This is a genomic window from Micromonospora sp. CA-263727 (genome assembly GCF_050942455.1).
GTDB lineage: Bacteria > Actinomycetota > Actinomycetes > Mycobacteriales > Micromonosporaceae > Micromonospora.
Window position 1 is genome coordinate 40,197 of sequence record NZ_CP192031.1, and the last position, 25,936, is coordinate 66,132.

Sequence of the window (25,936 nt, forward strand, 5' to 3'; positions counted from 1 at the left end):
AGCAACGGTCTGATGGGGAGAGCCGCCGCCTAGCGGCTGAGCAGGTAGCGAACCCTTACCTCATGTTCCGGAGCCCATAATGATCACTAAAGCGCCCGCCGGCCGCGTAGATGTGATTGCGGAAATGCCGCTGAGCGACGCCGGCTGGCGGCCCCATGGTCACGTCGACCCGCGCTGGTGGACCGTCGGCAGCTTTGAGGACCGGCCTCTGACTGCCGCGCTACGTCAACGTGACATCGGCACTGTGTATCGCTTCCTCAAGTCGCGTGGTTGGAGTCAGTCAGCACTTGCTGCCGCTACCGGCACCACGGAGAACCAGGTTCGCGCAGTGATCCGTAGGCATCAGCGGGTCATGTCGTACGACGTACTCGAACGCATTGCGACAGGGCTAGAAATCCCGCGTGGCCTGATGGGGTTGGCATATGGCCCCTGAAACCCACTCGGAATCGGGGGACCTCTGGTCGCGTCAGATTTGCAACTGCCACCACGAGGTCCACGATGGGCCACCACGGTGGGGTTGGTTCTGGCCTACCCGTAGAGCGATTGTCGATACGGAAACCTCGGGCGGCAGGGCCAAACACGAGCGGACTTGCTGCTAGGGCACAGTCGGCGCGAGCTGACGGAGTAGGACCTGCGGGATAAGTCCCGCTCGTGAGCCGGATGCAGGCCCATGCCTCCCCAAAGGGGAACGGGCCAAGGCATTCAATCGGTCGGGTGTGCGGTCGGTGCCGGGGAGGGCCCGGCCGCGCATCTCAAACCACCCAGGAAGGCGATGGCAGTGCGCATCAAGTGGTTCGTGCCCAGTGACGGCGAGCAGTCGTTCAAGCCCTTCGGCATCGAATGCGAAGGCTTTGCGACGCCCTACGCCCACGGTGGTGGACCTGCGCCCACCGGCAAGAGCGGCGACTACACCGCATCGCCCACCGATCTTGCCAAGAACAAGCACACCTATCGAGCAAGGCTCGACCGGCCCCTCCCCCGCATCGGCCTGCGCCCGCGTTCGGAGCAAAGGAGGACTCAGCCGTGAACCGCAGTCCTCGGCCCCTCCCCGACGTCACTCCGGGCACCCTGCTTCGGCTCGATCCGAACGACTGGTCCTACGGTCGCGACCTCACCCCCGGTACTTCGATAGCTGTCACTCTGGCCGCCTTTCGCGACCTTCCGAATCGTAGCGACGAGTGGATCTGGGTCCTCGGTCACCGACCCGAGTGCGACTACCCACACGTCGACCGGCACCCGCCGTGCATGGAGGTGCGGGTCAACGTCGCCGCGTTACACCGCCAACTCGCCATTCCATGACCGCGGCACCGACGACAGCGACCGTCCCTTCGACCGCTTCGAGTCGGCGCGCAACACGGCGCTTCAGCATCGCAACGACGGCACCCTGCTTCCACGGCTAGGACGGTGGGTGCGGGCAGCACGTCTGGGCGATCGAGGAACTCTGGCGCCAACCGGGTGGCCGGAGCTCCTTCGGCAGCTCGGGTTTCCCATCACCTCTGACGATTCGACCCAGGAAGGCCAGCCGCGGTGAACACCACACCCCCCGGCGCAGCCGATGACTACGCCCCACACCTGCGCGAGCACGCGGCACCAGTAGAGCCGGCTCGGCCGGTGCGCGCCGTCGGCAGCGCCGCCACGGCGAACACTATGCGTCTCGCTGACGAGTTCTTCTACCTGGCGCACGACGACCAGACCGGCCGCCCCCGCCTGTTCGAGTCCGCGACGGCGCACGGCCTGGCTGCCGCGCTGTTAGGCGAGCTGTACGGCGAGGGCCGGATCACGTTCGAGGGCCGACACGTGCGGGTGATCAACGCCTCGCCGCCGAAGGACTGGCTGCAACATCTGGTCCTCGACCGGCTGGTCGCTGAGCCCCGTCACACCGCGACCCGGACATGGTTGGCGTTCCTCGGCACCACCGCCTACGAGCAGGTCGCGACCCGCATGTGGCAGCTCGGGCTCCTACAACAGCAGCAGGTCGGCCGGCTGTGGCGCCAACGCACCGTCCACGTCCCCACTGACATGAACACCGCCGCCTGGTCCTGGGCTCGCCTCTCCTACCAGCTCCGCAACTACCAAACACTCAACGCCTTCGACCTGGTCCTCGCAGGGCTGGCGCTACATACCCAGCTCGATCCGATCCTGCTCGACGGCACGCCCCTCGCCACCCGGGCGTTCCTGCGCCAACTGCTCGAACATGCCCCCCAGCCGCTCCGCGACCTCCTCACCGATCTCGGTGCCGTCGTCGGCGGTGCCGTGCTGAGTCACCGCACCTCCTGAGTGCGACCCAACCCCATCCATCCCCCTTCGCTGAGAGAGAACTGATGTCTCACTCGAAACCCGACACCGTCTCCGCCGTCCTCGCCCGTGGGCGGCTCGGTATCCCGTCGGTGGTGTTCTTCGTCATCGCCGCCGCCGCGCCGCTCACCGTCGTCGCGGGCGGTGCGACCACCGGGTACGCGGTCACCGGCGTCACCGGCATCCCCGTGTCGTACCTGGTCGTCGCGGCGGTGCTCGCTTTGTTCGCGGTCGGCTACGTGGCGATGTCGCGGCGGATCGTCAACGCGGGCGCCTTCTACACCTACGTCACCCGGGGCCTCGGCCGCCCGGCCGGCGTCGGCGCCGCGATGGTCGCGCTGCTGGCCTACAACGCGATGCAAATCGGGCTCTACGGCGGGGCCGGCGCCGTCACCGCGCAGTTCCTGAACGACCGGTACGGCTGGCAGCTCACCTGGTGGATGTGCGCCCTCGCGGTGTGGGCAGTGGTCGCGGGGCTCGGTGTCGCGCGGATCGATCTCAACGGCCGCGTGCTCGCCGTGGTGCTCATCGCCGAGTGCGTCGTCGCGCTGACTTTCGACGCCATCATGGTCACCAACCCCGCTGACGGGAGCGTCACCTTCGACACCCTAGCCCCGTCGCACATCTTCGCCGCCGGCATCGGAGCCGCCTTGGTCACCGCGATCACCGGGTTCGTCGGCTTCGAAGGCACCGTGGTGTTCTCCGAGGAGACCAAGGACCCCCGTCGCACGATCGCGCGCGCCACGTACATCGCCGTCGCGGTGACCGGCCTGCTCTACGGGCTGTCCGCGTGGGCGATGTCCGTGGCGACCGGCCCCGACCGCATCGTCGAGGCGGCCCGCACCGACGGCACCGACCTCATCTTCAACCTGGTGTCCCCGTACCTGGCCGACAGCGTCATCACCATCGCCCGGGTCCTGTTCATCACCAGCCTGTTCGCCGCCCTACTCAGCTTCCACCACACCGTGGCCCGGTACCTGTTCGCCCTCGGCCGCGAACGGGTGCTGCCTGCCGTGTTCGGCCGCACCAGCCGCCGCACCGGCGCACCCAAAGTCGGCTCCCTCGCCCAGAGCGGGCTCGCGTTCGCCGTGCTCGTCGGCTATGCCGTGGCGGGGGCGGATCCGATCGTGCACCTGTTCTTCTGGGTCACCGTCACCGGTGGCCTCGGGGTGCTGATCCTGATGACCGTCACCTCCGCCGCCGTCATCGGATTCTTCGCCCGGACCACCCATCGAGAAGGAGCGTGGCGGTCGGTGATCGCGCCGGGAGCCGCGACGGTCGCGCTCGGCGGAATCCTCACCGTGACGCTGCGCGAGTTCGCCACGCTGCTCGGCGTGGCGCCGGACTCGCCGCTGCGCTGGGCGTTCCCCGCCGCGTACGCCGCCGCCGCGCTGCTTGGCATCGCGTGGGCACTGGTGCTGCGCTCCACCAATCCGGACGTGTACGGCGCAGTCGGCCTGGGCGCGGACAGCGGCACCGGCCCGCTGCGCGCCTCCGACGTCGTCCGTCAACCAGCCTAAACAGGGAGAAGTTGTGACCGTCACCAACAACAATCTGCTCGTCCGCCCCGCCACTGAGGCCGACGCCGGGCCGCTGATCGGCGTTCTCGCTGAGGCGTTCCACGAAGGTCCCCTCGCGGAATGGCTGATTCCCGACGCCGACGAGCGGCGCACCGTCTACTACCAGTACTTCCGCGACGCCTTCTACCACGGCGTGGAACACGGGCAGGTCTACACCACCTCCGACCAGACGGCCGCGGCCATCTGGTACCCCCGCCTCGAACCCACCCCCACCGACACCCGTCAGCGGCTGGAGGCGCTGGAGCGCATCGCGGGTGTGTACGCGCCGAAGTTCGTGCTGCTGGAGGAAATGTTCGACGCCTTCCACCCCGACGACCCGCACCACTACCTCGCCTACCTCGCCGTCGACCCCACCCGCCAGAACCGCGGCATCGGCGCCGCGCTGCTGGCCGACTATCACCGCCGTCTCGACCAGCTCGGCCTGCCGGCGTACCTGGAAGCCAGCAACACGAGTAACCGGCGGCTCTACCTGCGCCTCGGCTACACCGCAGGCCCCACCATCGTGCTGCCCGCCGAAGGGCCGATCATCTGGCGGATGTGGCGCGGCGCCCCCACCACCACCGGCGGCCGGACCCCGTTCCCGCGCACCAGGCCACGCAGGCGGTCGCTGTGACCACCGCTTCCATGATCGCGCAACCGATCCGACCGGCGCGGGCCGGCGACGTGGCCACCATTGCCGCGCTACTCACCGACACCACCGCCACCGACCCGGTCGCGCAATGGCTCGTCCCGGACCCGGCCGAGCGAGAGCACGTCTTCCACGGGCTGCTCGCCATGGAGATCGACCACGCCGTGGAATGGGGGGCATGTCGATGTCGCGCTCGACATGACGGCCGTTGCCGTGTGGCATTACCACCCGGTGTCGCTGTCTGACTATCACCCGAGCACCTTCACTGGCCCTACCGCGTTTCCAACGCCTGCACACCGTGGGCAGCCGCCACCGGACCGGTGCCGCGCGCCACTGGCTCGTCCCGGGCGCCCGCCGCCACGGCATCGGTCGGGCGTTGCTCGCCAATCACCACCAGCACGTCGACCAGATCGGGCACCCGATCGACACCGCCGTCGCCACCATCACGGCCCGGAACTACCTGACCGGACAGGGCTACCACCCGGGAACACCCCTGCGCCTGCACGGCGGTCCGCGACTGTGGCCGCTACGTCGCGCCAGCCGACCGATTCCGCCCACCACGGTGGCAGGCTGAGCCACCACCTTGACACCCGGTCCCGAGGGCTGACCCCTCAGGGCGGCGGCCCTCGGCGGGGTCCTTTCGATCGCCGCCCTCGCCTGCAAGTGACCCGCACCCGGGCTACCTCGGCGACGCCGCCTGAGTTGGAGGCAATTAGTGGAGGACGTGGCGGGGCCGGCGACGGCCAGGTGGTGGAGATCCGGGCGCAGACGTCGCGGCCGAGAGAAGGGTTTGCATGGAGCGACACCTCAAGCACGTTGAGTACTCCTTGTGGTGGCACCACGATCAGCGCAGCCAGACGCAGTAGGCTGCGCGACGTGCCATCGCATCCCGAACTCGACCTGGTCATCGATGGTCTCCTGTCCCGGGTCGAGGCTCGACGTGATGCCCTGATGCAGGACATGGACCCGATCCAGCAACGGAAGCTCGGCCAGTACTTCACCCCGAAGGTGGTGGCCGAGCGTATCGCGACCGAACCGCGGCTGGCGGAACGCGGGGTTCTGCGGCTACTCGACCCGGGAGCAGGTTCGGGGTCCTTGACCGCGGCGCTGGTCGCTCGGGTGTTGCGTGAGTGCCCTGGCCTACGGATCGAGGTGACCGCGGTCGAGGTGGAGCAAACGTTTCACCAGCAGCTTGAAGCGACTCTGCAAGACTGCCGGGCTACCGCTAAAGCTGCTGGGGGTGATCTTGACTTCGTGATCGTGAAGGCTGACTTCGTGGAATGGGCGAGTGACCACGCTGGCAGCGCCATCGGATTCCATGAGAAGCCCGCACGCTTCGACCTGGTGATCCAGAACCCGCCCTATCGGAAGGTCGGGAGAACGTCTTCAGTGCGAACGGCGCTGCGTCAGCTCGGATTGGATGTGCCGAACTTATACGCGGCGTTCCTCGCCCTCTCGGCGTCGCTACTGGCAGAAGGCGGTCAGCTGGTTGCGATCACCCCCCGCAGCTTCGCCAACGGCACGTACTTCAGGTCGTTTCGCAGCTGGCTATTCGCTCGGCTGGGTATCGACCGGATCAGCGTGTTCCAAGACCGGGGAGCGCTGTTCGCTGACCTGTCAGTTCTGCAAGAGAACATCATCCTGACCGCGACGCGGGGTCACCGCCCCGACAAGGTCGCGGTCGCTACCTCTCGGGGCTACGCGGACCCGGTCCACGAGCACTTGGTGGACTACACAGAGATCGTCAAACCCGACGACCCAGAGGTATTCCTGCATGTCCCCACTGACGTCGAGGACGGGCAGGCCGCGAGCCTCTTTGCTAGCCTGCCTGCCAGCCTGGCCGATCTCGGATTGAAGGTCTCTACCGGCAAGGTTGTGGACTTTCGCGCCAAGCAGGCTCTGCGCGCCATGCCAGACGGTGACACGGTCCCGCTGATCTATCCAGGTCACCTGAGGGATGGGAAAGTGCGGTGGCCGCTTCCCGACTACCGCAAGCCTAACGCCATCGTCGACGATGACTCCACCGCCAGCCTCATGCTGCCCGCCGGAGTGTACGTGCTAGTCAAGCGCTTCTCCTCAAAGGAAGAAACCCGCCGTGTCGTGGCGACCGTCATCCACCCCGCCGACCTGCCTGGCGACAAGGTCGGGATCGAGAATCATCTCAACGTGTTCCACAACAACGGCGATGGCCTCGACGAAAGTCTGGCCAACGGCCTCGCGGTCTGGCTGAACTCCAACCTTCTTGACACCCATTTCCGCCAGTTCAGCGGCCATACCCAGGTCAACGCCACGGACCTGCGGAACCTCCGCTACCCCGACTCCGCTCAGCTGCGCCGCCTAGGCGAGAATGTCCAACGAGGACACTGGCCCACCCAAGAGGAGATCGACGTGCTGGTGCACCAGCACGTCCTCGCCGGAGTAGACGCCACGCAGCGGGGAGGACATGTGAATCAGGTGCCGGAGTCGGTGCAGCAGGCGCGGGAGCTACTGAAGACCTTCAACTTCGATGCCGAGCGGTGCAACGAACGCTCCGCGCTCGTACTGCGGGCACTGCTAGGCCTGTTGCCCGATGAGCCGTGGACGCAGGCCACCAACCCAATGCTGCGCACCGTGGAGATCATGGATTTCCTCCGGCAGCACTACGGCCGTGACTACAAGCCCAACACTCGGGAGACGATCCGCCGGCAGACCCTGCATCAGTTCGCCGCTGCCGGCTTGGTGGTTCAGAACCCGGACCGGCCCGATCGGCCCATCAACTCGCCGCACTGGTGCTATCAAATCAGCGATTCTGCTCTAGCCGTTATCCGCTCCTATAGTAGCGCCGAGTTCGACGCCAACATCAGGAACTACTTGATCGACCTCCCCGGACAACTAGACGCCTACGCCGCAGAGAGGAAGATGCGTCGTATTCCTGTTGTGCTGCCTGGCGGCCGATCAGTCAGTCTCAGCCCTGGCGGTCAAAATGAACTCCTCGAGGTTATGATCAGGGACTTCTGTAGCTACTTCACCCCAGGCGGCATCGTGCTCTACGTCGGCGACGCCGGAGACAAGTGGTCAGTCTTCGAGGAGAAGGCCCTAACCGACCTGGGTGTGGTCCTCGACCCCCACGGCAAGATCCCGGACCTGATCGTGTACATGCCAGACAGGGACTGGCTAGTGTTGCTGGAAGCCGCCCCTAAGCACGGACCCATCGACGCCAAACGACACGCCGAACTTCGCACCCTCTTCGCAGGCAGCACCGCAGGACTTGTTTTCGTCACCTGCTTCCCAAGCCGACAAAACGCACGGAAGTATCTTCACCAGATTTCCTGGGAAACCGAAGTGTGGTGTGCGGACAACCCCACCCACATGATCCACTTCAACGGCGAGCGGTTCCTCGGCCCCTACCCGCTCGAAGCATGACCTCGCCGTAATACAAGCGGAGAGCGTCCGGGCAACGACGATCGCCTAGCCGCCTTCGGTGATTGATCTCCACGGCTCGACCGCGTCGTCGGGGGCAACGATGGACAGACGTTGCGCGGCTCGGGAGAGTGCGACGTAGGCGATGCGTTTGGTCTCGCAGTCGAGGATGTTATGGGTGAGGATGCCGGCCCATGAGTTCGTCGATCGGGGACAACCGCAGGCGAAGACCTGCTTACGTGCGATGAAAACGACACCATCGTACGTTTCGCCTTTGACCTTGTGTGTCGTTGAGAAACTCACTGAGACCTGGTCGGCGCCTTCGACGGCGTAGCCTTGCTGTTCTCCGGCCGGTATAACTAGAGTCCCAACGAGGCGATCGTCTGCGTCCGCGACGGAGCACTCCTCGCGAATCGACTTCAGAGTCGCTGGGGGGAGGGCGAGCAGCGACGCGCCCGAGGACAACGCGCCGTGAGAGATGCGGATGTCAGGGTGGCTGGACGCGGCGGTCCACAGCGTTCTCATATCGGTAAAGAGCGTTTTTCGATAGCTGATGTCGCTGCAGTTCCAGTCGCGGCACAGGGCAGCCCGCATCTCGATGACACTGCGGTGCTCGCCGGTTCGCATGAGTAGGGATTCGTAGGCACGAACGGCGGCGTAGATGTCGCGGCTCTTGAGGTGGTAGATCACTCGGAGGAAGTCGCGCGTGGTGAAGCTCAGCGGGCAGGGCTCGTTGCGTTGAGTGCGTAGCCCGCGGAATTCGGCTTCGAGGATCTGCGCGTCAGTGACACCACGGGTGAGAACCGCGATCGACTTGATCTGATCGGGGTTGCCGTCGTGAGGTTCCGTAGCTTGCAGGTGCTGGGCAAGCGCCAGGACCGTCTGCCGCGCGGCGGTTGCCATCAACTTATCCTGGTAGGTAAAGATCTCGACGGGGGCGTGGTAGGTCTTGTTCTTTCCGGAGTCCGCGCTGCGCAGCTCGGCGCCGTCTGATGCCAGATTGGTAAGGGCTGCGCAGATAGTGGGACTGCAGCGATAGCTCTCGGTGAGCACGGCGGCCCGCCAGCCTGAGCCGGGAGCCGAACGGCCGGCGAACAGTTGCGGGCGGGCGGTGTTCCACTCGTAGATGGCTTGGTTCTGGTCCCCGACGAGCACGATGTGCCGATGTCCCGCCGCTATAAGGAGATCGAGGATCGTGTGCTGGACTTCCGTCATGTCCTGGGCCTCGTCGATCACGATGACCGGGAACCTGCAAGCCAGGGCCTCGGCCAGATCTGAGGATCGGGAAAGCGCCTGCTGGGCGAGGAAGTTGGCGTCCGCTTGTGTAGCGGCGCCGGTGGCCCACACGTACCGCTTCATCGCCTCGATCTTCGAGGTGTTGCCATCGTCCGGGACTGGAACCGGCTTCTGGGCGCCCCCGCCCCAGTTCCGGTTTTGCCGGTCGACTCGGATAGGCCGGCTGTCGGCCCCCAAGGTATAGGCGTCGAACCAAGGTGTCTGGTAGGCGCCCGCTGGCCGCTTCCTGTTCAACGAGAACGGTGAGATCCATTGGCTGTGGGGCTCGCCGACGAGGCGAGGCCGACCGCCCGCGTACCCCATAGGTTCCGCTCCGTAAGGCAGGAACAGGTACTGGTTGATGAAGCCGTCCAGGGTTCCGACGAAGTGCGGCTGACGCAGCAGCACGGCGCCGGCCGGCTGGTTGTTAATCTTCCGTTGGAGTTCATCCTTCGCGACGTTGGTGTAGGACAGGACAGCCATGCCTTGCCAGGGCTGGTGTTCTGTTGCCCAGTCGGTCGCCAGGTTGAGGCAGTATTCGGTCACGGTGGTTGTCTTGCCGGTCCCCGGCCGGGCTGCGAGCGCGACCAGCTCGCGCAGCGGCTGTTGATCGGCGTCCCACAGGGTACGGCGCTGCTCCTCACTGAGCGGCATCGGATTCCTTCCTGGTCACGTCGGCGCCGACGACCCAGCGGATGGCGTCCTTGATGTACTTCGGAACGCTGAAGGCTTTGCGGGCTTCGGTGTCAGTGAGGGACTGAAGTGCCGCGTGGAGGTGGTAGGCAAAGTCCGACTTGGCAGCTTTAAAGTAGGCGTTGGTGTGCCAGCCCGCGTACCACGCGTCGTCGTTGAGGGGCCCGCCTCGCGTGTTGGCTTTCATCTTCTGGTAGGCCAGAGCCGGGCGCTCGTGGTCCAAAAAGTCTCGGACGAAATGCTCGGTTTTGCCGGCGTTGACCACGGCTTCGGGTGCGGCAGCGCAAAGCGCGTCTTGCAGGATCGCCAACATCCGGGGATGCCCAGTGCCGGCGATGGCGGCCCGCAGCAGCCCGAACTCAAGGGTGCCGTACCCGATCGCGGTTGCCGTCGCACCCTCGGGAACCAGGCCCTGGTCCAAGACGAAATCGACGTCGCCTTTAAAGTCGTCATCGGTCTTGACTTCCGCTGGCTTCTCGTCGCCGTCGGTGATGAACACCGCCCGGTAGTCCGGGTTTACGACGGCGTCGAACAGTGGACGGAAATGCCCGAACCCGTTGCTGGATCCGATCGCCACGATCTCGATCCCGTGATCTCGCAGGCTGTAGCCGATCAGCTCGGAGAAACGCTGCAGCAACATCGCCTCGGTGACGCCCTCGACAAAGACGGCCCCGCGCGCGAACAGCAGCTGCGATCTCGTGACATCGAGGAACTTGTGCAGGTACCGCTTGTCATTCGGATGATCACGAAACTGGTAAGCCAGATGCAACGGCAGCACGGATCCCTCATGACCTTCCCGTCGCATGATGATGATCTTGTCGACGTCGGTCTTGGCGGTCAGGGTCGGCGAATGCGAGGTCACGAAGATCTGGTGGTCGGTGATCCGGTTGAGCGCGTGGAAAAAGGAATCCTGAAGCTGTGGATGCAGGTGCGCCTCCGGCTCCTCGATCAGGAAGAACCGATAAGCCTGCCCTTCGGCCCCGGCCTCGCCGCGGCGCGACAGCACGATGCTGGCGTAGATCAACTGGTTGACGCCTAGCCCGTTACTGCTCAGGGGCAGGCCCTCCACGCCGTGCAGGCCGTGCGCGAACACAGGCGTCATCGCCCGGAACAAATCATCGGAGATGCCCGACGGCGTGAAACTGAGGGACCGGTCCGGCATGCGGTAAGGCTTGGCATAGGCGGCCAGACTTGAACTCGCTGCTTCATGATGGGCGTCCGCAGTGACCTCTTTGACTAGCTTTATGAACTCATCCCGCATCTTGACTGGGATGTCGGTGCGGTCGGACTCGCGCCCGGCAATCGTGTGACTGACGAGCAACTTCTCGATCTCTGCACCTACCCGCGCCCGATCGTTGGTCAGATCCCGCAGCGGTGCGAGATACACCGCCCGCATGGAGTCCATGACCTGGTACGACACCGGGTTACCGAGGCCTGGACCACCGCGTAGCGTGCCCCGATCGACCTCGTATTTCGCCTTGCCGGCGTTCCACCGGAAGTCCACCTTGTAGTCGAGGCGGAACACCGAATACTTCGCACGCGCCTTTCCTTCAAGGGCCGCGGACTCACCTGGGCAGTACATCTCATAGAACCGACTGGTGACGTCCGAGCCGGTACGTCCATAGAAGGTTGCCGTAAGAGAAATCTGTCGCGGACCGGGATCCTTGCCGTCAACGCACACGTCGGTCGGTCGCAGCCGGATCGAATCCTCACGGTTCTCGAAACTTCCAAGGCTCAGCAGCAGGCGCAGCGCGTCAATGACGCCGGTCTTCGCGGCGTTGTTTGCACCGATAAGGACGTTGAGGCCAGGCTGAAACGTGAATGTAGAGTCACAAATCGCCCGAAATCCGGCCACCCTCAGGTCGTGGAGGAAGAACACCGGCAAAGGCGTCGCCGGACCGAGGTCGGATCCCGATTCCAGCCCGGCTCCGGCCGACTTGGTAGCCACACCATGGCCGGCGGCATCGTCAGCGTCTCCAGGATAGGAGGACATCAGTTCGCCCCTTAATCACGTCTCCGGGTTCCGACCCCGAAGTGATCTCGTAGGTATCAACCGGTAGGGCGAGCGCGTCGCACCTACTGTGCGACGGTGATCTATCGCGGTTCTTTGAGGGTACCGACCCCGGGGCCAAAGTCCCGGAAGGGCGGCCGGAGGGCGCCAAGGTGATGGGCCGACTCGCGTGGCGTCGCACTTGCGCTTTCCTGTTGCGCGCAGGCCCGCCGGCCAGCTAACAGCAAGCGGGCAACGACCATGCGTGACGGTGGGGTTTTGCGTGATCCAGATGTCTCTGTTCGGTTGGCCCGAGGGCAGCCTGGGCCTGAAGCCAATGCCGTTTAGTTAAGGGCATCAGTGCTGGTCAGGGCGGTGAGCTGACGAGGGGGCGGCCCGGCCGGTACCGTGCCGTGGCGTGATGTCGTCCGGGGTGGAGTCGCTGCGGCCGCAGGGCCGGTTGACCGATCACATCGGGCTCGGGGTGGTGTCGGCCCGGTTCAACCGGGATCTGCTGGAAGAGGTACTCAACCGCAGTGGGCGGCGTGAGAAGCGGATCCGGCGGCTGCCGGCGCACGTGATGATCCGTTACGTGATCGCGATGGGGCTGTTCTGCGTCGAGTCCTCTCACGAGGTGATGCGCCGGCTGGTGGGTAACCTGCGCAGACTCGGTTCCTGGGGACGATGACTGGCAGGTCCCGACGGCGTCGGCGATCACCCAGGCACGTCAGCGGCTGGGCGCCGAGCCGGTGAAGATGTTGTTCGACAGGGCGTGCGTGCCTTTGGCCGGACCGGGCACGAAGGGCGCCTGGCTGGCCCGGCGCCGGCTGATGGCGATCGACGCGACCAGTGTCGACGTGGCCGACACCCCGGCCAACGTGGAACGCTTCGGCCGGGTGGGGTCGGGGCCGAAGGCGTCGGCGTACCCAAAACTGCACATCGCGGCGTTGGCCGAGTGCAGCAGCCACGCGATCGTCGGGGCAGTACTCGCCGATCTCGCCCGCCTTGTCAGGGTGGTCGAGTACACCGTCCCGGACCGCAACCCCGACGGCGAACTCATCGCGGTGGTCACCACCCTCACCGACCATTACGAGGTCCCCGCGATGGAACTGGCGGCTGCTTACCAGCAGCGCTGGGAAGAAGAGTCCGCTCTGGACGAGATCAAAACGGACCTGCGCGGCCGCGGCGAAGTCCTCCGATCGAAGGTCCCCGACCTGGTCGAACAGCAGGCGTAGGGACTGCTGCTGGCCCAATACTCCATCCGCGCACTGCTGCTGGAAGCCGCCGACCCGGCCGGCTGCGACCCCGACCGCATGTCGTTCGTCAAAGGCCTACGCGTCGTGCGCCGCCAGGTCACCGACCAGGCGGCCATTACCCCCTGAGCACCTTTCCACCGCTGTCGACGACGCGCTCACCGAGATCCGCCACCAGCCGAACCCGCCCCGACGCGACCGCAGTTGCCCCCGCGTCATCAAACGCGCCCGCCACAACTCCTACCGGGTCAAACGACCCACCGACCGGATCACTCGTCACAAGGGACCTGCCACGCCCAGGCTGGCCTGCCCAGACGCCCTAACTTAGAGTTCCTAACTAAATGATGTTGGGCGTGTCCTCGGGACGTGAGGGTCGTTCTGTCTGAACGTGAGCAGGGGTGAGCAGCCGCCGTGGATCGTCTCGGACGAGTTGTGGGCCGAGATCGCGCCGCTGCTGCCGCCCCGACCACCCCGCCGGCACCGCTACCCGGGCCGCAAGCCCTTCGACGATCGCAAGGTGTTGTGCGGGATCCTGTTCGTCCTCTACACCGCGATTCCGTGGGAGTACCTGCCTCAAGAGCTCGGGTTCGGGTCGGGGATGACCTGCTGGCGTAGGTTGCGGGACTGGAACGACGCCGGTGTCTGGCAACGACTGCATGAGGTGCTACTCGGCAGGCTCCGGGCGGCCGGGCAGTTGGACATGTCCCGGGCGGTGATCGACGGCTCCCATGTCCGGGCGCTCAAGGGCGGCCCAAAACCGGTCCGAGCCCGGTCGACCGCCGCAAGCCAGGCTCGAAACACCACGTCATCACCGACGCGGGCGGCATCCCCCTCGCCACAGCGCTGACCGGCGGCAACCGCCACGACGTCACCCAGCTGCTGCCCTTGGTCGACAAGGTCCCCCGGATCAAAGGCATTCGCGGCAGGCCGCGGCAACGACCCGAACGCATCTACGCCGACCGCGGCTACGACTACGACTGCTACCGCCGCGACCTACGTGCCAAGGGCATCACCCCAGTCATCGCCCGACGCGGCACCGGCCACGGCTCAGGACTGGGCACCCGACGCTGGGTCGTCGAGCAGACCATCGCCCTGCTGCACTGGTTCCGCCGCCTCCGCATCCGCTGGGAGATCCGCGACGACATCCACGAAGCGTTCCTGACTCTCGCCTGCGCCATCATCTGCTGGCGCCGACTCCAACGCTCAAAGAGTTAGGACCTCTTAATGGCATTGCGTCCATGGCAGGCGTTTCAAGCGCTCCTGCCACGGCCTCGGTGATCTTGCCGCTGTACCCGGATGAAATGAAACAGTCCTGCAGGGCGGGCTTAAACGTGAGCCCGACGGAGTCGGTCAGTTTGCGGTCGTTCATCGCTGCGGCGGCGTAGCCGTCGTACGGGCAGTGCGGGTTCTGTCTGTTCGCGGCCCGGTCGGGTAGGCGCTCCGAGGAGGTGAGGCGCCGCCAGAAGATGGGGCCTTGGTCGCCGGTGATAGACGACGACAGGCCGACACGCCAGTCGAGTCGCTGCCACACCAGACGTCGGCGACGGTGGGTCGACGCGAACTGACGGCTGTGGGCGAGTTCGTACATCCGGCGCAGGACGGCAACGATCTCATCCAGCGAGAGCTCGAAGCTGGGCTCGCTGCCCGGGATTCGTGTCGCTTGCAGCACCCACTGGAGCACGACCAGGCCATTCGGGAAGATCCGCAGCACGTGCGCGGTGCCCGGCCGGCTCTGCTCAGGAGGTGTCCCCGCTATCAGGCGAAGCTCGGCGCTGCCGGAGTAATCGACATAGAAGGGTTCGTCGGCGAAGAACTCTTTCGCCAGCTCGCCGGCCCGGTTAACGAACTCGGCCGGATCAAGGGCGTCGGGCGAGTGGTTCGGAGCGACGGCTACCTTGAGCCAGAAGGCGGCGCCGTGTCCGTCCAGACTTCCCGTGCCGGTGATCGGTCGGTGGTCCGCGATCAACGCAGCCTCGGCCCGGCAGGTCAGTTGCGGCAGGAAGCGGGCGGCGCCCGCCAAAGCCTTCCGCAGAACGGTTTCCAGCACAGCCATGTCCGGCAACCTTCAGACTCGACAATCGCCTACGCCTCGCGCCGAAAGGTGCGCCCTGTGCGTACGAGAAGCTTGACCGTACACCGGGGAGATCACACCGCGCCGCCTTTGCCGTCGGCCGCGCTGTGGCGTCGCGCCCGGATGGTCTTGCAGCGCAGCGAGCCAGGGCACTGTCGGCGAGCGGCCCGTAGTCGAGGCGCGCTTCGCTGCCGGGCCGGCGCCCTACATGTCGACGCGGCATAACGGATGGCCGGAGCGCTGTGAGCGAAGGTGTCCGGCGTGGACGGCTCTGGCGGGTGTGCGTGCGGGTGCCTAATCTCAGTCGGTGGCGGAGCGTTAGAGGTGGCGGCCGCCTCGAGCGAGCGGGATGGAGTCGATGAGCGAGAGCCGGGCGACGAAGCGGATCTCCGGTGCTGCGTACAACGCCTTGCGGGCTGCGCTGGCCGGGGTGTTCTGGTATCGGCCGACGCTGGAGAAGTTTCTGCGGGCCGCGTTGCGGGAGCATCCGCAGTTGCTGGCCGGGGTGAACTTCGGGGTTTCGAAGCGGGAGATCGCCGACGAGGTGGTCGACAGGCTTATTGAGGGCGAGCGGGTCTATCAGCACGCGAGTGTGCAGTTGATGGTCGAGCTGGCCAACATGCAACGGTTTCCCGAGCTGGAGCGGCACGAGAACGCCGAGAAGTGGCTGCCGCGGGCGCAGGCCGCCGTTGCCGACCTGAAGACATACACGGCGGCGTACGAGGATTTGATCAGCGAACGTGAGCGTCTGGATGCCGAGCAGGCGGCCTACACCCAGCAGGTCGAGCTGCAGCGGCGCTTCGCGCAGGACCTCGACGACCTGCGCGGTCGATTCCTGGCCATGCACTCGATGGCCGACGTGCACGAGCGGGGCCGGCAGTTCGAGGACTTTCTCAACACCCTGTTCGCGTTGTTCGACCTCTCCCCACGGCTGGCCTACTCGCTGGCGGCCGAGCAGATCGACGGCTCGATCAGCTTCGACACCGACGACTACATCATCGAGGCGAAGTGGACCAAGGATCCGGTCAGCCGGGAACAGGCCGACGCCTTCGCCAAGAAAGTCGAGCGTAAGGGCAAGAACGCGCTCGGGCTCATCATCAGCATCAACGATCTGAGCGAGCCCGCGCGTACCACCTACAGCGAGGGCACCTGCTTCATGACGATGAGCGGCTCCGACCTCTTCACGATCCTCGACGGGCGCATCCCCTTGGACGATGCGCTGCGACGTAAGAAGCGGCACGCCAACGACACAGGCAGCTGCCACTTCCCGGTCGCCGAAATGTTCTGACCCGGCCCACCGGAGACCGCGCAGGCGCGACCCGACAGCGTTAGGCGGCCGGGGTCAGGTCGGCCAGCAGGACCTCGATCCGAGCGCGGATCTCGCCGCGGGACCGGGCGGACGGCCGCCACGCCCTGGCCGGCCGGGTCGTCGCGTTTCCAGTCCTCATAGCGCTTGCCGGGGAAGATCGGGCAGGCCTCGCCTCAGCCCATCGTGATGACCACGTCGGAGTCCTGCGCCGTCTCGTACTCCCGGCGTTTCGGGGTCTGGTCGGTGATGTCGATACCGACCTCCCGCATCGCCTCGACCGCCGCCGGGTTGATCTGATCCGCCGGCTCCGAGCCGGCCGAGCGGACCGGGCCTTTTGCGTGAGTCAGATCGGCGGGGGCTGGATGGGTCCGCGTGGGTGGGGGTGCCGAAAGGTGTCGGGACTCTCCGTTAACGTGGCTGCGCGGAGAAGCGACGAAGGGCGGGACGGCGTGGCAACGGATGACGACGAGGTTGATCCTGCTGCGGGCATCGTTAACCCGCGGCTGAGTGACGTCTTCGGCCTGGTCATCCGGCAGGACGAGGTGGACTTCGTCGTCCCTCACCTGCGTGAGGACCTTCCGCTCTACCTCGACCCTTTTCTGCTCTGGAAGTCTGAGGACCCGCAGTACCGACAGCTTCACGCCGACCTGCTCGGCTTCGTCGAGGAGGTCCGCCGGCACGCCGTCGACAGGCAGGCCACCCGGGCGGCCGTGCTCCTGTCGGAGGTCAGCGAGCCGGTCGAGCTCGGCCTGGGCTACGCCGCCGGGACCAAGCGGGGATCTGCCCTGGGCCCGGGCACCATCGACGGCATCATCCGCACGTTCCAGCAGGTACCCCAGTTGCAGACCGCGGGCCTGGACCACCTGGAGATTCTCGCGCTGCTCGTACCGGGTATCGCCGAGGACCGCATCAGCGACCTGACCGCCTCGGTCATCAAACGGTGGCTAACCGAGTTCACCGAGCGTCGCTGCCAGCAGTGGGGCATCCCGACGACACGCCGCCGGCTGGTCGGCTGGGACCCGGCTGCGCTCGACTGGCGGCCATTCGACGCGCACCTCCCGTACAACCCGTCCGACGGCTCGCCTGTCCTGCTCGCGCCGCTGAACCTGCTGCGCCGGCTGCCGTGGATCAACTACGGCGACTACTACCGCACTGCTTACGCGCCGCTCGTGCTGCCGCCGGGGCGCGCGGGCCGGGCCGTCGCCAAGCAGGACGTGCTCGCATACAACCGGGCCCACTTCGACACCGTCCGCGGCTACGTCGCCGGGCGGGAGGCCGCCGCCGACGTGTGCGCCCCCGACCCGCTGTTCACCCCGCTGCGCCTCACGACCGTCGCCAAGAAGGTCAAGGAGATCAAGACGCTGCCGACCGGCCGGGTCAACGGCGCGGACAAGAAGTTCGAAGACCTCGCCTTCGACGTCCTGTCTTCCGCGCTCTACCCCGAACTCGACCTCGCCGGCCAGCAGGAACGCACCATCAGCGGCGCCCACATCCGCGACGTCATCTTCCACAACGACGGCAAAATACCGTTCCTGACCGACCTACGCGACCTGTACGGCGCCCGCCAGCTCGTCTTCGAGCTCAAGAACGTCGCCGAGCTCGACACCGAACACGTCAACCAGCTCTACCGCTACCTCGACGACGAGGACATGGGCCGCCTCGGCATCCTCGTCGCGCGCCACCCTCCCAAGAGCAGCGTCCAGCGCAACATCATCAACCTGCACTCGTCCAAACGCCGAGCCGTCCTGTGCCTGGACGACTCCGACCTCGACCTCATGATCGCCCTGCTCGACTCTGGGCGCCGGCCCATCGAGGCCCTGCGCAAGAAGTACGTCGAGTTCACCCGCCTGCTCCCGAAATAGGAGACCGCATGCCCCGCCGCACTGACACGAACAACGCCTCCTCGCCGCCGCCCACCGAGGAGCAGGCCGCGACCTACGACCGGCTCGTCCCAATGCTGGAGGCCGCCCACCGCGAGATGACCGAGCTGTCCAAGAAGAAACAGGACGGTATCGTCAACACCCTCAAGATCAAGATGCTCAATCGGCTCCTCGGCGAGCTCATCAAGATCATCGAAAACGATCCCAGCCACGCCTTCGTCGACATGCTCGACGAGGAAACTCTCCCGCAGAACAGCGATGCGGTCCTCATCCTCAGCCAGTGGCAGGCTGCCCTCAAGCAGTACAAAGACCGCCACTACGGGCTCGATTCCGCAGGGGGCGGGAGGCGGTGGTTCACCGTGGAAAACCCTGGCGAGCGCTACCGCTCGTAGAACAACCCTGGCCGACTTTCACCCGGAGTCGCCATGAGGAGGTCGACCGTCGACCGGGGCCCGCCCGGCCCCGACAGGCGTTACGTCAGCTACACCCGGCAGCCGCGGCCCTGATCTTTGGGCAGGGTCAGGGGCAGCGGGTCGCCGGCGATCGTGGCGGTGTGGTTCGCATGGTGGTACCTCCGGCCCACCGCAGCTCACCAGGAAATATAGCCTGACATCAACATCCTGGGTGGAGGATGTGAGGCACATGTGGGGCACGGTCAAGCCCCACATCCTGTTTAGCCGCGGCGGATCGCCAGAGGCTCGGATTTCGGACTTAAGGATTGAAAGTTCTCAGGCTAGCCCCTTGAGCTAGAAGAGAGAAATTTTGATCTACCGAAGTGATGTTGAGTTTCATCTGTTCAAGGGCCTGAACCCAGCCGGCGTCGAGGTCGGCCCGCCGGTCAGGGCACTCAGCAGGTGGTCACGATGACCGCCGCTACCAGCAACGGCACGGTTTTCCCACGGTGCGCGTGCCGGTCGGCCGAGACCGGCCGACAGTTGGGCGCCCGATGCCCGCAGCGCGGCCAGCCGGGTCATGGCCGCTGGTACTACGACGCGCACGTGCCCGGCCCGGATGGCCGGCAGAAGCGGCTGCGGCGGGGAAAGTTCCTGACCCGCGCAGCGGCTGAGCAGGGCTTGGCCCAGATCCTCGAGCTGGACGGCCCGGACGCCATGGCCGAGACCTGGACGATGAAGCGGTGGTTGGAGTACTGGCTGTCGCTGTCGGAGGATCGGCTGCGCCCGTCGACGCTGCGGGCGTACCGGTCGGTGACCCGCACGCATCTGATCCCGTGGCTGGGCCGGTTCCGGGTGGCGGACCTGGACGGCCGCCGCGGGGTCAAGACTGTCCAGCGGGCGGTCGACGCGATCAGCCGGCAGGAAGTAGCCGACGGCAAGCTGATCGCGCCGGGCACGGTACACAGGGTGGTCGCGGTGCTGCGCAGCGCGCTGAGCGAGGCCCGCCGGCAGGGCCTGGTCTCGATGAACGCGGCGTGGCGGCTGCGCCTGCCGCGGAGTGCCCGGCCGCCGGCGGTGGCCTAGAGCCGGGAGCGGGAAAAGCTGTGGCGGGCCACCGGGGCCAAGCCGCCGGTCGCGATCTGGGAGGTTGAGCACACCGCGAGGTTCCTTGACGGGGTGCGGGAGGATCCGTTGTTCCCGCTGTGGTGGCTGATCGCTCTACGTGGGCTGCGCCGAGGCGAGGCCGTCGCGGTACGCGGCACCGACCTGGACGTGCTCGACCGCGAGCTCAGCGTGCAACGGCAACTGCTGATCGTCGACGGCAAGATGCACCTCGGGCCGCCGAAGTCCGCCGCTGGCGTTGGACGAGTTCACCACCAGCTGTTGCGCAAGCAGCGCCAGTGGCAGCGGGACCGGTTCGCCGGGACCGCACGCAACCCGCATGACTACCTGTTCACCTGCCCAGACGGCCGGGCCCATACGGCCAGACTGGCTCACCCGCCGCTTCCACACCCTGGTCCGCAAGCTCGGGCTGCCGCCCGTCCGGCTGCACGACCTGCGGCACGGCGTAGCCAGCCTGGCCGGCGCGGCCGGGGTCGAGCTCAAGGTGATCCAGCATGACCTGGGCCACTCCAGCGCGGTCACGGGGGCGGACGGGACTGTAAAACGAACGGTGTAACTCCTGATCAAGGAGATGCATTTGATGACCGTCATGACGGATGCCGTGGATACTTCCGCGGTGGCGAAGAAGAAGACTCGGCGAGCAGGCCGGAGGGCGTGGACGCCGAGTTGGTCGGTCGGCTGGTCGAGCAGGCCCGTGCCGCGGGCCTGCAACTGACCGGTGAAGGCGGCTTGTTGCAGCAGGTGACCAAGCGGGTGGTCGAGGCCGTGATGGACGGCGAGATCACCGACCACCTCGGCTATGAGAAGCACGATCCGGCTGGTAAGGACGGCGGGAACTCCCGCAACGGGTCGCGGGCGAAGACGGTGCTGACCGACGTCGGCCCGATCGAGATCGTCGTGCCCAGGGACCGAGACGGCTCGTTCGAGCCGCAGATCGTCAAGGAGCGGCAGCGGCGGCTGACCGGGGTCGAGGACATGGTGTTGTCGTTGTCGGCGAAGGGCCTGACTACCGGTGAGATCAGCGCTCACCTGGCCGAGGTCTATGGCACCGAGGTCTCGCGGCAGACGATCTCCACGGTCACCGACAAGGTCATGGACGGCATGGCCGAGTGGCAGAATCGGCCGCTGGATCGTGTCTATCCGGTGGTGTTTCTGGACGCGATCAACGTCAAGATTCGGGCTCTGTCGCTGGTTGTGTGAAGGGATCAGTGTGCGAGGAGGACGCGTTTGCGCAGCAGATCGAGGCCAGCGCGGCCGAACATCTGCCGTTTGATCATCTTGAGGCGGTTGATGTTGCCTTCGACCGCGCCGGAGCTGTGCGGCAGGGTCAGGCCGTTGCGGACGGCGTCGAAGTCGCGGCGCAGGTTGCGGGCGAACCCGGCCAGCGGTGTGAGAGTGTCGACTTCAACCGCGGTGATCCACACCTCCAGGCGGTCGCCGTGGCGGCCGGTCATCATGACCGCGAAGTCTCGCACGTGCTTGACCAGCCGGTTGATGTCCCGATCTCGGCTGCGCAGCTCGTGAAGCTTGGTCGCGTCACGGGCGTCGAGATGGTCAGGGTGAGTCATGATCCACGAGGTGACTTGACGCACCGATGGCGGTTTCGGGCCGGGGTGCGGGGCGTGGCCGAGTCCTTTGCGGAAGCGGCGTAGGTAACGCTGGACGGCCAGTTCTCCGCCGGGATAGCCCTGCTGTTTGATCTCTCGGAACAGCTGCGTGGCGTTGCGTTCTCCTTCGTTCCAGCGCTGGTGCAGGTGGGCGACGTAGTCGTCGACCAAGTGCGCGCGTTGCTCGGTGACGGCGGTCAACTCGGTGAAGCTGGCGGCGTTCAGGTATTTGCGGACTGTGGCCTGGTGCAGGCCGAGCTTGCGGCCGATCGCGGACTTGTTCAGTCCTTGGGCAGCCAGTTGGTGAACGGCGGTGTGGTGTTCGCGCAGGCGGGTCACGATCTTCTTTTCGGGTAGCGGCTGCACCTCGGCGGGCATGGTGTCGTCCGCTGGCGGGGGTGCCGGAGCGACGAGTCGGGACCGATAGGCGTTGACGGTCTTCTCGACCGCTTGACCCAGGTTCTGCCAGAGATGGAACCGGTCCGCGACCTGAACCGCCTGTGGGGCTCCGGAGCGGGCGCCTTCGCCATATCCGCCGGCCCGGTCCCGGCAGAGTACTTCGATCTCGGGGTGCTGCCGCAGCCACTCGGCGAGGCCGTCACCGTCGCGGCCGTCGAACATGTCGACCGGGCGGTGGCTGTCCATGTCGATCAGCACAGTGCCGTAATGACGACCTCGGCGGAACGCGAAGTCGTCGACGCCGAGGACGGTGATCGGCGTCTTCGGCGGGTCCGGAAGCGCCTTCACCAGCCGCAACAACGTGTCGCGACCGGCAGCGACCCCGATCACCGACGACAACCGGGAACCGGCCCGCCCGGCCAACGCCAGACCTAGCTGCGTCAACACGCCCCGCAGCCCCGGCGTCAATCGCGCATGCGGACTGGTCAACCCCTCGATCTGCTCGACGAACGTCCGCGCCGGGCAGATGGTGTTGTCACACCGAAACCGCCGGACCCACACCTCCAGCAGCAACCCCGTCCCGGCGACCGCGACGTCCCGCAACCGGCGCTGATACCGGCCATGAACCCTGGCTGACCGCTGCTGACACCGACCACACCGCGCGGTCTCCGCCCGGACCCGCGCGGACAGCACCACGACGCCGTCACGCTGCTCAACCGTCTCGATGAACAGAAGCGAGAGATGCGGCAGTAACCGCTCCACAAACGAACACACCGGACATGATCAACGAAAGCACTGAGTTGGCGACGGATCATTCCACATCACAAGATCAGCGACAGAGCCAAGATTCGCGACGGGAAGGTCGCCAACCGGCCGATCTACGTCGCTCTGGCGGTCACCGCCGAGGGCACCCGCGACATCCTCGGGCTGTGGGCCGGCGACGGTGGCGAGGGCGCGAAGTTCTGGTTCCAGGTGTGCACCGAGCTTAAGAACCGCGGCGTCGAGGACGTGCTGATGGCCGTCTGCGACGGCCTGACCGGTCTGCCCGATGCGATCAACACCGTCTGGCCGAAGACGGTGGTCCAGACGTGTGTGGCTCACCTTCTGCGCAACTCGTTCAAATACGCCGGCCGCCAGCACTGGGACGCGATCGCGAAGGCGTTGAAGCCGGTCTACACCGCACCGACCGAGCAGGCCGCCGAGCAGCGGTTCCTGGAGTTCGCCGAGACCTGGGGACGCAAGCACCCGGCGATCGTCAGGCTGTGGGAGAGCGCCTCGGCCGAGTTCGTGCCCTTCCTCGCCTTCGGAGCCTGTCGCAGAATGCCCGATGGCGGTGCGGAGCGGGCTGGCTTGATTGCGCTGCCGGCTGGGCTGGCCTTCGGTGCTGGTGCGTCAGGCTGCCGCTGTGTGGATCTTGCGGATGTTGTAGGCGGCGGCTGCGAGGTTCAGTTCGCTTCGGGCGGCGGCGATTCCTCGTCGGGAGAATCTGTCCAGGATGGTTTTGAGGGTTCCGATGCTGGGTTCGACGGTCGCGCCGCGTCTCTTGTAAGCCTTGGCGCCTTCAGCGGTCCTGAGTCGGTGAGCCATCGCCTCTCGTGTTGTCGCGCCAACGGGTGGCGGGCCGTCGGTAGGTGAACGCAACGCCGCTGTGGCCTGCTCGCGGCTCTTGGCCAGGGCGATGAGCCGGTCCGGTCCGGGCGCGTTCAGGTTGCTGTTGCTGCAGTAGCCGGCATCGGCCAGCACGAGCCCGATCTGATGATCGGGCGAACCGGTTGCCTGGTGCGCGGCAGCGGCAGCGTTGACCGCGGCGGTCATCATCGGCACGAACGATCCCATGTCGTTGGGGTTCCGGTTCACATCGACAGCAGCGATAACGTGGTCGCTGGTGACCGCGACCTGCGCGTTGTAACCCTGGAGGAACCCGCGACGGGTGGGCATCACCCGCGAGTCCGGATCGGTGATGTTCGCGACGGTCTTCGGCAGAGATTTCGCGGGAGCCTGGCGATCGTCTGCCGCTGTGGCCGCGGTTTCGGCCGCAGCGACGACACGGCGGGCTCTGATAATCCGGGAGTGTTCTTCGGTCGGGACAGGCGGAGCACCCATCGGCTTCTTCCCGGCAGCGATCAACGCGGCCCTGCGGGCGAGTTTCGCTTGGTGGTCGCGCAGCTCGCGCTCCAGATGAGCTCTCGCCTCAGCAAGCCGCAATGGCCCATCCGGGATCCGGCCGCGCACCGGCTGACCAGCTCGTGATGCCTCCAGTCGAGCCTGGGCCGCCATCCTCCTCGCCTCATCGTCGGCCTTCAGACGCTGCTGCTGCTCAGCCAGCTCCGCCGCCGCGCGCCGAATACGCTGCGCCCGGCCCGACCGGTCAGCCAAGGCTGTGGGGACACGGTCACCGTTGGACTCGTCGCCGTCGTGACGCGCTTGCGCGTTCTCGGAGGCATCGACGTCAGCTGCCTCCTCGACGATGCCGGTGGCGATCTGCGTAGCCTGCTGGTCGAACCAGTCCTGTCCCCGGTTCGCGTCGATCGACGCGTTCGCGGGAATCTTGGTGCCATCGATCGCGATCGTGCCGAACCGGGCAAGCCCTGCCCGCGCCGCGATCATCAGCACCTGCGTGAACAACCCAGCAAACCCATCCTCGGAGCCCGCCCGGAACCATGCGATCGTCGCGTGATCAGGGATATCTCCGGCGCACAGGACCTCGAACGCGACATCGGTGTGACAGAGCCGCTCGACCTGCCGGGACGAACGCACTCCTCGGCAGTATGCGTAGACCAGAAGAGCCAGCAGCGTCCGCGGGTCATACCCTGCCGCGCCAACCCCACCACGGCGACGACACGCCTCGAACGCGGAGACGTCAAGCGTCTCGACGACATCGAGGACGAACCACACCAGATGATCGTCCGGCAACCAATCCCGCATATCCGGCGGCAGAAGAAACACCTGATCACGCAGCACAGGACGACAACCGCGGGCCATACCCAATTCTCCCAGAAACGCCGCTGACGCCCCGGCTAGACACGGCATACTGCGACAGGCTCTTCGACGCCGAGATCCGCAAGGTCGTCTGCTCGACCAACGCGATCGAGAGCGTGAACGCCCGCATCCGCCGGGCTGTCCGGGCCCGCGGGCACTTCCCGAACGAGCAGGCCGCCCTGAAATGCGTCTACCTCGCCGTGATGGCCCTGGACCCGACCGGCACCGGGCGCCGCCGCTGGACTACGCGCTGGAAACCCGCCCTCAACGCCTTCGACCTCGCCTTCGAAGGACGACTCACTGCAGACCGGAACTGACCCTCAACAAGATCGAGTTACACCGTTTTCTTGACACTCCCATCGATTTCGGAGCGTTCTCGACCAAATGGACGAAGACACCCTTCCATCGAGGAGCCAGTTGGCTTACCAAGAGGTCCCGGGATGCGCTGTACGTAAGGTACCCGTCGATGAACGAGGCGTCGGTTCCGGCGCGCACGACGAGTTTGTCGAGTGCGGTGTCGAGCCGCTGCAGGTGCGTGGGCAGGTAGTGGTCGAAGACCTCGATGTTGAAGACGCTCTCGCCGTCGAGGAAACGGGCGCCCATCTCCGTCTCGACCGCGTCGATCGAGGCAGGATCGTCGAACCGGAATCGGTGGTCTGCGCGGTCTGTCTGGACGCAGTGGAGGATAAAGTTCATCGCGCTGACGCTGATGGCAATGCCATGGTAGTCCGAGCAGTACAGGGTGAAATTCTCGTCGATGTATCCCTTGGCGAGCAGGTCGTGGGCCAAGGGCGACACGAGGCCGGCATGGTTGCGGGCGGAACTGGGGGAGAGTGGCTGCGGCGTGGTGTTGCACCTGATCGATAAGGCGCACATAGAAGGCGAAGGTACGGCCGGGGTCGGCCCACGTGGCGGGCCTGGAGAGAGCGCCGGCGACTGCGGAGGGCTCCCAGTTGTCGTCTTCGGCCAGTTCGAGGAGCCGCTGCTCGTTGAGTGGCAGGTCGCCGATGCCGGCCTTGATCAGCTCACCGGTGACGCTTTGCTTCTGCTTCGACTCCCGT

22 protein-coding genes and 3 pseudogenes are annotated in these 25,936 nt (G+C 66.1%); 17 read left to right on the forward strand and 8 right to left on the reverse strand.

The window, feature by feature from the left end; all coding sequences use genetic code 11:
• Positions 1-79: 79 nt before the first annotated feature.
• The 7 genes from ACQPYA_RS00190 (at position 80) to ACQPYA_RS00220 (ending at position 7,905) form a co-directional block, all read left to right on the forward strand.
• Entirely contained in the window at positions 80-433 is a 354-nt protein-coding gene (locus tag ACQPYA_RS00190; protein WP_433530614.1) for a helix-turn-helix domain-containing protein, read from the forward strand.
• Positions 434-772: 339 nt separating this feature from the next.
• Positions 773-1,027, forward strand: coding sequence for a hypothetical protein (locus tag ACQPYA_RS00195; protein ID WP_433530615.1), 255 nt, complete (start codon positions 773-775; stop codon positions 1,025-1,027).
• A 620-nt stretch (positions 1,028-1,647) separates the two neighbouring features.
• Entirely contained in the window at positions 1,648-2,277 is a 630-nt protein-coding gene (locus tag ACQPYA_RS00200; RefSeq protein ID WP_433530616.1) for a GOLPH3/VPS74 family protein, read from the forward strand.
• Positions 2,278-2,321: 44 nt separating this feature from the next.
• The gene (locus ACQPYA_RS00205; protein WP_433530617.1) at positions 2,322-3,815 is read left to right on the forward strand and encodes an APC family permease; all 1,494 of its coding nucleotides are present in this window, start codon (positions 2,322-2,324) and stop codon (positions 3,813-3,815) included.
• A 13-nt stretch (positions 3,816-3,828) separates the two neighbouring features.
• Positions 3,829-4,488 carry a GNAT family N-acetyltransferase gene (locus ACQPYA_RS00210; protein ID WP_433530618.1) on the forward strand — a complete coding sequence of 220 codons (660 nt, stop codon included), beginning with the start codon at positions 3,829-3,831 and terminating at the stop codon, positions 4,486-4,488.
• 313 nt (positions 4,489-4,801) lie between these two features.
• Entirely contained in the window at positions 4,802-5,077 is a 276-nt protein-coding gene (locus ACQPYA_RS00215) for a hypothetical protein (protein ID WP_433530619.1), read from the forward strand.
• Positions 5,078-5,379: 302 nt separating this feature from the next.
• Positions 5,380-7,905 carry a BsuBI/PstI family type II restriction endonuclease gene (locus ACQPYA_RS00220; RefSeq protein WP_433530620.1) on the forward strand — a complete coding sequence of 842 codons (2,526 nt, stop codon included), beginning with the start codon at positions 5,380-5,382 and terminating at the stop codon, positions 7,903-7,905.
• A 45-nt stretch (positions 7,906-7,950) separates the two neighbouring features.
• Here the strand turns inward: ACQPYA_RS00220 and ACQPYA_RS00225 are convergent, their stop codons facing one another.
• Both ACQPYA_RS00225 and ACQPYA_RS00230 read right to left on the reverse strand, forming a co-directional pair.
• Complete coding sequence (locus ACQPYA_RS00225; protein WP_433530621.1) at positions 7,951-9,831, reverse strand: UvrD-helicase domain-containing protein; 1,881 nt, start codon at positions 9,829-9,831, stop codon at positions 7,951-7,953.
• Positions 9,818-11,863, reverse strand: a complete 2,046-nt coding sequence (locus ACQPYA_RS00230; protein ID WP_433530622.1) for an ATP-dependent nuclease — start codon at positions 11,861-11,863, stop codon at positions 9,818-9,820. Before ACQPYA_RS00230 ends, ACQPYA_RS00225 begins: the two co-directional genes overlap by 14 nt.
• 418 nt (positions 11,864-12,281) lie before the next feature.
• Here ACQPYA_RS00230 and ACQPYA_RS00235 point away from each other — a divergent pair, with 418 nt between their 5' ends.
• The 3 genes from ACQPYA_RS00235 (at position 12,282) to ACQPYA_RS00245 (ending at position 14,328) form a co-directional block, all read left to right on the forward strand.
• Positions 12,282-12,548 (forward strand): transposase domain-containing protein, encoded by a 267-nt coding sequence (locus tag ACQPYA_RS00235; RefSeq protein WP_433533713.1) that lies wholly within the window; start codon positions 12,282-12,284, stop codon positions 12,546-12,548.
• Between the two features lie 142 nt (positions 12,549-12,690).
• Positions 12,691-13,095 carry a hypothetical protein gene (locus tag ACQPYA_RS00240; RefSeq protein WP_433530623.1) on the forward strand — a complete coding sequence of 135 codons (405 nt, stop codon included), beginning with the start codon at positions 12,691-12,693 and terminating at the stop codon, positions 13,093-13,095.
• 433 nt (positions 13,096-13,528) lie between these two features.
• Positions 13,529-14,328, forward strand: a protein-coding gene (locus tag ACQPYA_RS00245; RefSeq protein ID WP_433533714.1) for an IS5 family transposase whose coding sequence is annotated in 2 segments (ribosomal slippage) — positions 13,529-13,865 and positions 13,865-14,328 — 801 coding nt in all. Because the reading frame shifts where the segments join, the coding sequence is not laid out codon by codon here.
• Here the strand turns inward: ACQPYA_RS00245 and ACQPYA_RS00250 are convergent.
• Positions 14,291-15,166, reverse strand: coding sequence for a hypothetical protein (locus ACQPYA_RS00250; protein WP_433530624.1), 876 nt, complete (start codon positions 15,164-15,166; stop codon positions 14,291-14,293). The genes ACQPYA_RS00245 and ACQPYA_RS00250 overlap by 38 nt on opposite strands.
• Before the next feature lie 376 nt (positions 15,167-15,542).
• Between ACQPYA_RS00250 and ACQPYA_RS00255 the strand changes: the two genes are divergently transcribed.
• Positions 15,543-16,472: a restriction endonuclease gene (locus tag ACQPYA_RS00255; protein WP_433530625.1), complete on the forward strand. Its 930-nt coding sequence runs from the start codon at positions 15,543-15,545 to the stop codon at positions 16,470-16,472.
• A 194-nt stretch (positions 16,473-16,666) separates the two neighbouring features.
• Here the strand turns inward: ACQPYA_RS00255 and ACQPYA_RS00260 are convergent, their stop codons facing one another.
• The gene (locus ACQPYA_RS00260; RefSeq protein WP_433530626.1) at positions 16,667-16,762 is read right to left on the reverse strand and encodes a hypothetical protein; all 96 of its coding nucleotides are present in this window, start codon (positions 16,760-16,762) and stop codon (positions 16,667-16,669) included.
• 180 nt (positions 16,763-16,942) lie between these two features.
• Here ACQPYA_RS00260 and ACQPYA_RS00265 point away from each other — a divergent pair, with 180 nt between their 5' ends.
• The 3 genes from ACQPYA_RS00265 (at position 16,943) to ACQPYA_RS00275 (ending at position 19,851) form a co-directional block, all read left to right on the forward strand.
• Positions 16,943-18,355: a hypothetical protein gene (locus tag ACQPYA_RS00265; RefSeq protein WP_433530627.1), complete on the forward strand. Its 1,413-nt coding sequence runs from the start codon at positions 16,943-16,945 to the stop codon at positions 18,353-18,355.
• Between the two features lie 8 nt (positions 18,356-18,363).
• Positions 18,364-18,765 (forward strand): hypothetical protein, encoded by a 402-nt coding sequence (locus ACQPYA_RS00270; protein ID WP_433530628.1) that lies wholly within the window; start codon positions 18,364-18,366, stop codon positions 18,763-18,765.
• 471 nt (positions 18,766-19,236) lie between these two features.
• Complete coding sequence (locus ACQPYA_RS00275; RefSeq protein ID WP_433530629.1) at positions 19,237-19,851, forward strand: hypothetical protein; 615 nt, start codon at positions 19,237-19,239, stop codon at positions 19,849-19,851.
• Positions 19,852-19,986: 135 nt separating this feature from the next.
• On the opposite strand, the gene ACQPYA_RS00280 is transcribed toward ACQPYA_RS00275, so the two are convergent.
• Positions 19,987-20,211, reverse strand: coding sequence for a hypothetical protein (locus ACQPYA_RS00280; protein ID WP_433530630.1), 225 nt, complete (start codon positions 20,209-20,211; stop codon positions 19,987-19,989).
• 259 nt (positions 20,212-20,470) lie between these two features.
• On the opposite strand from ACQPYA_RS00280, the pseudogene ACQPYA_RS00285 reads away from it, so the two are divergent.
• A pseudogene (locus tag ACQPYA_RS00285) lies at positions 20,471-21,069 on the forward strand (transposase); the annotation flags it as partial.
• A gap of 26 nt (positions 21,070-21,095) precedes the next feature.
• On the opposite strand, the gene ACQPYA_RS00290 reads toward ACQPYA_RS00285, so the two are convergent.
• On the reverse strand, positions 21,096-22,670 hold the full coding sequence (locus ACQPYA_RS00290; RefSeq protein ID WP_433530631.1) for an ISL3 family transposase: 1,575 nt from the start codon (positions 22,668-22,670) through the stop codon (positions 21,096-21,098).
• Between the two features lie 69 nt (positions 22,671-22,739).
• Here ACQPYA_RS00290 and ACQPYA_RS00295 point away from each other — a divergent pair.
• Positions 22,740-23,201: pseudogene (locus ACQPYA_RS00295) on the forward strand (IS256 family transposase); the annotation flags it as partial.
• Between the two features lie 87 nt (positions 23,202-23,288).
• On the opposite strand, the gene ACQPYA_RS00300 reads toward ACQPYA_RS00295, so the two are convergent.
• The gene (locus tag ACQPYA_RS00300; RefSeq protein ID WP_433528777.1) at positions 23,289-24,857 is read right to left on the reverse strand and encodes a transposase; all 1,569 of its coding nucleotides are present in this window, start codon (positions 24,855-24,857) and stop codon (positions 23,289-23,291) included.
• Between the two features lie 83 nt (positions 24,858-24,940).
• Between ACQPYA_RS00300 and ACQPYA_RS00305 the strand changes: the two are divergent.
• Positions 24,941-25,192: pseudogene (locus ACQPYA_RS00305) on the forward strand (transposase); the annotation flags it as partial.
• Here the strand turns inward: ACQPYA_RS00305 and ACQPYA_RS00310 are convergent.
• Complete coding sequence (locus ACQPYA_RS00310) at positions 25,173-25,664, reverse strand: hypothetical protein (protein WP_433530632.1); 492 nt, start codon at positions 25,662-25,664, stop codon at positions 25,173-25,175. The pseudogene ACQPYA_RS00305 and the gene ACQPYA_RS00310 sit on opposite strands and share 20 nt — an antisense overlap.
• Positions 25,665-25,936 lie beyond the last annotated feature (272 nt).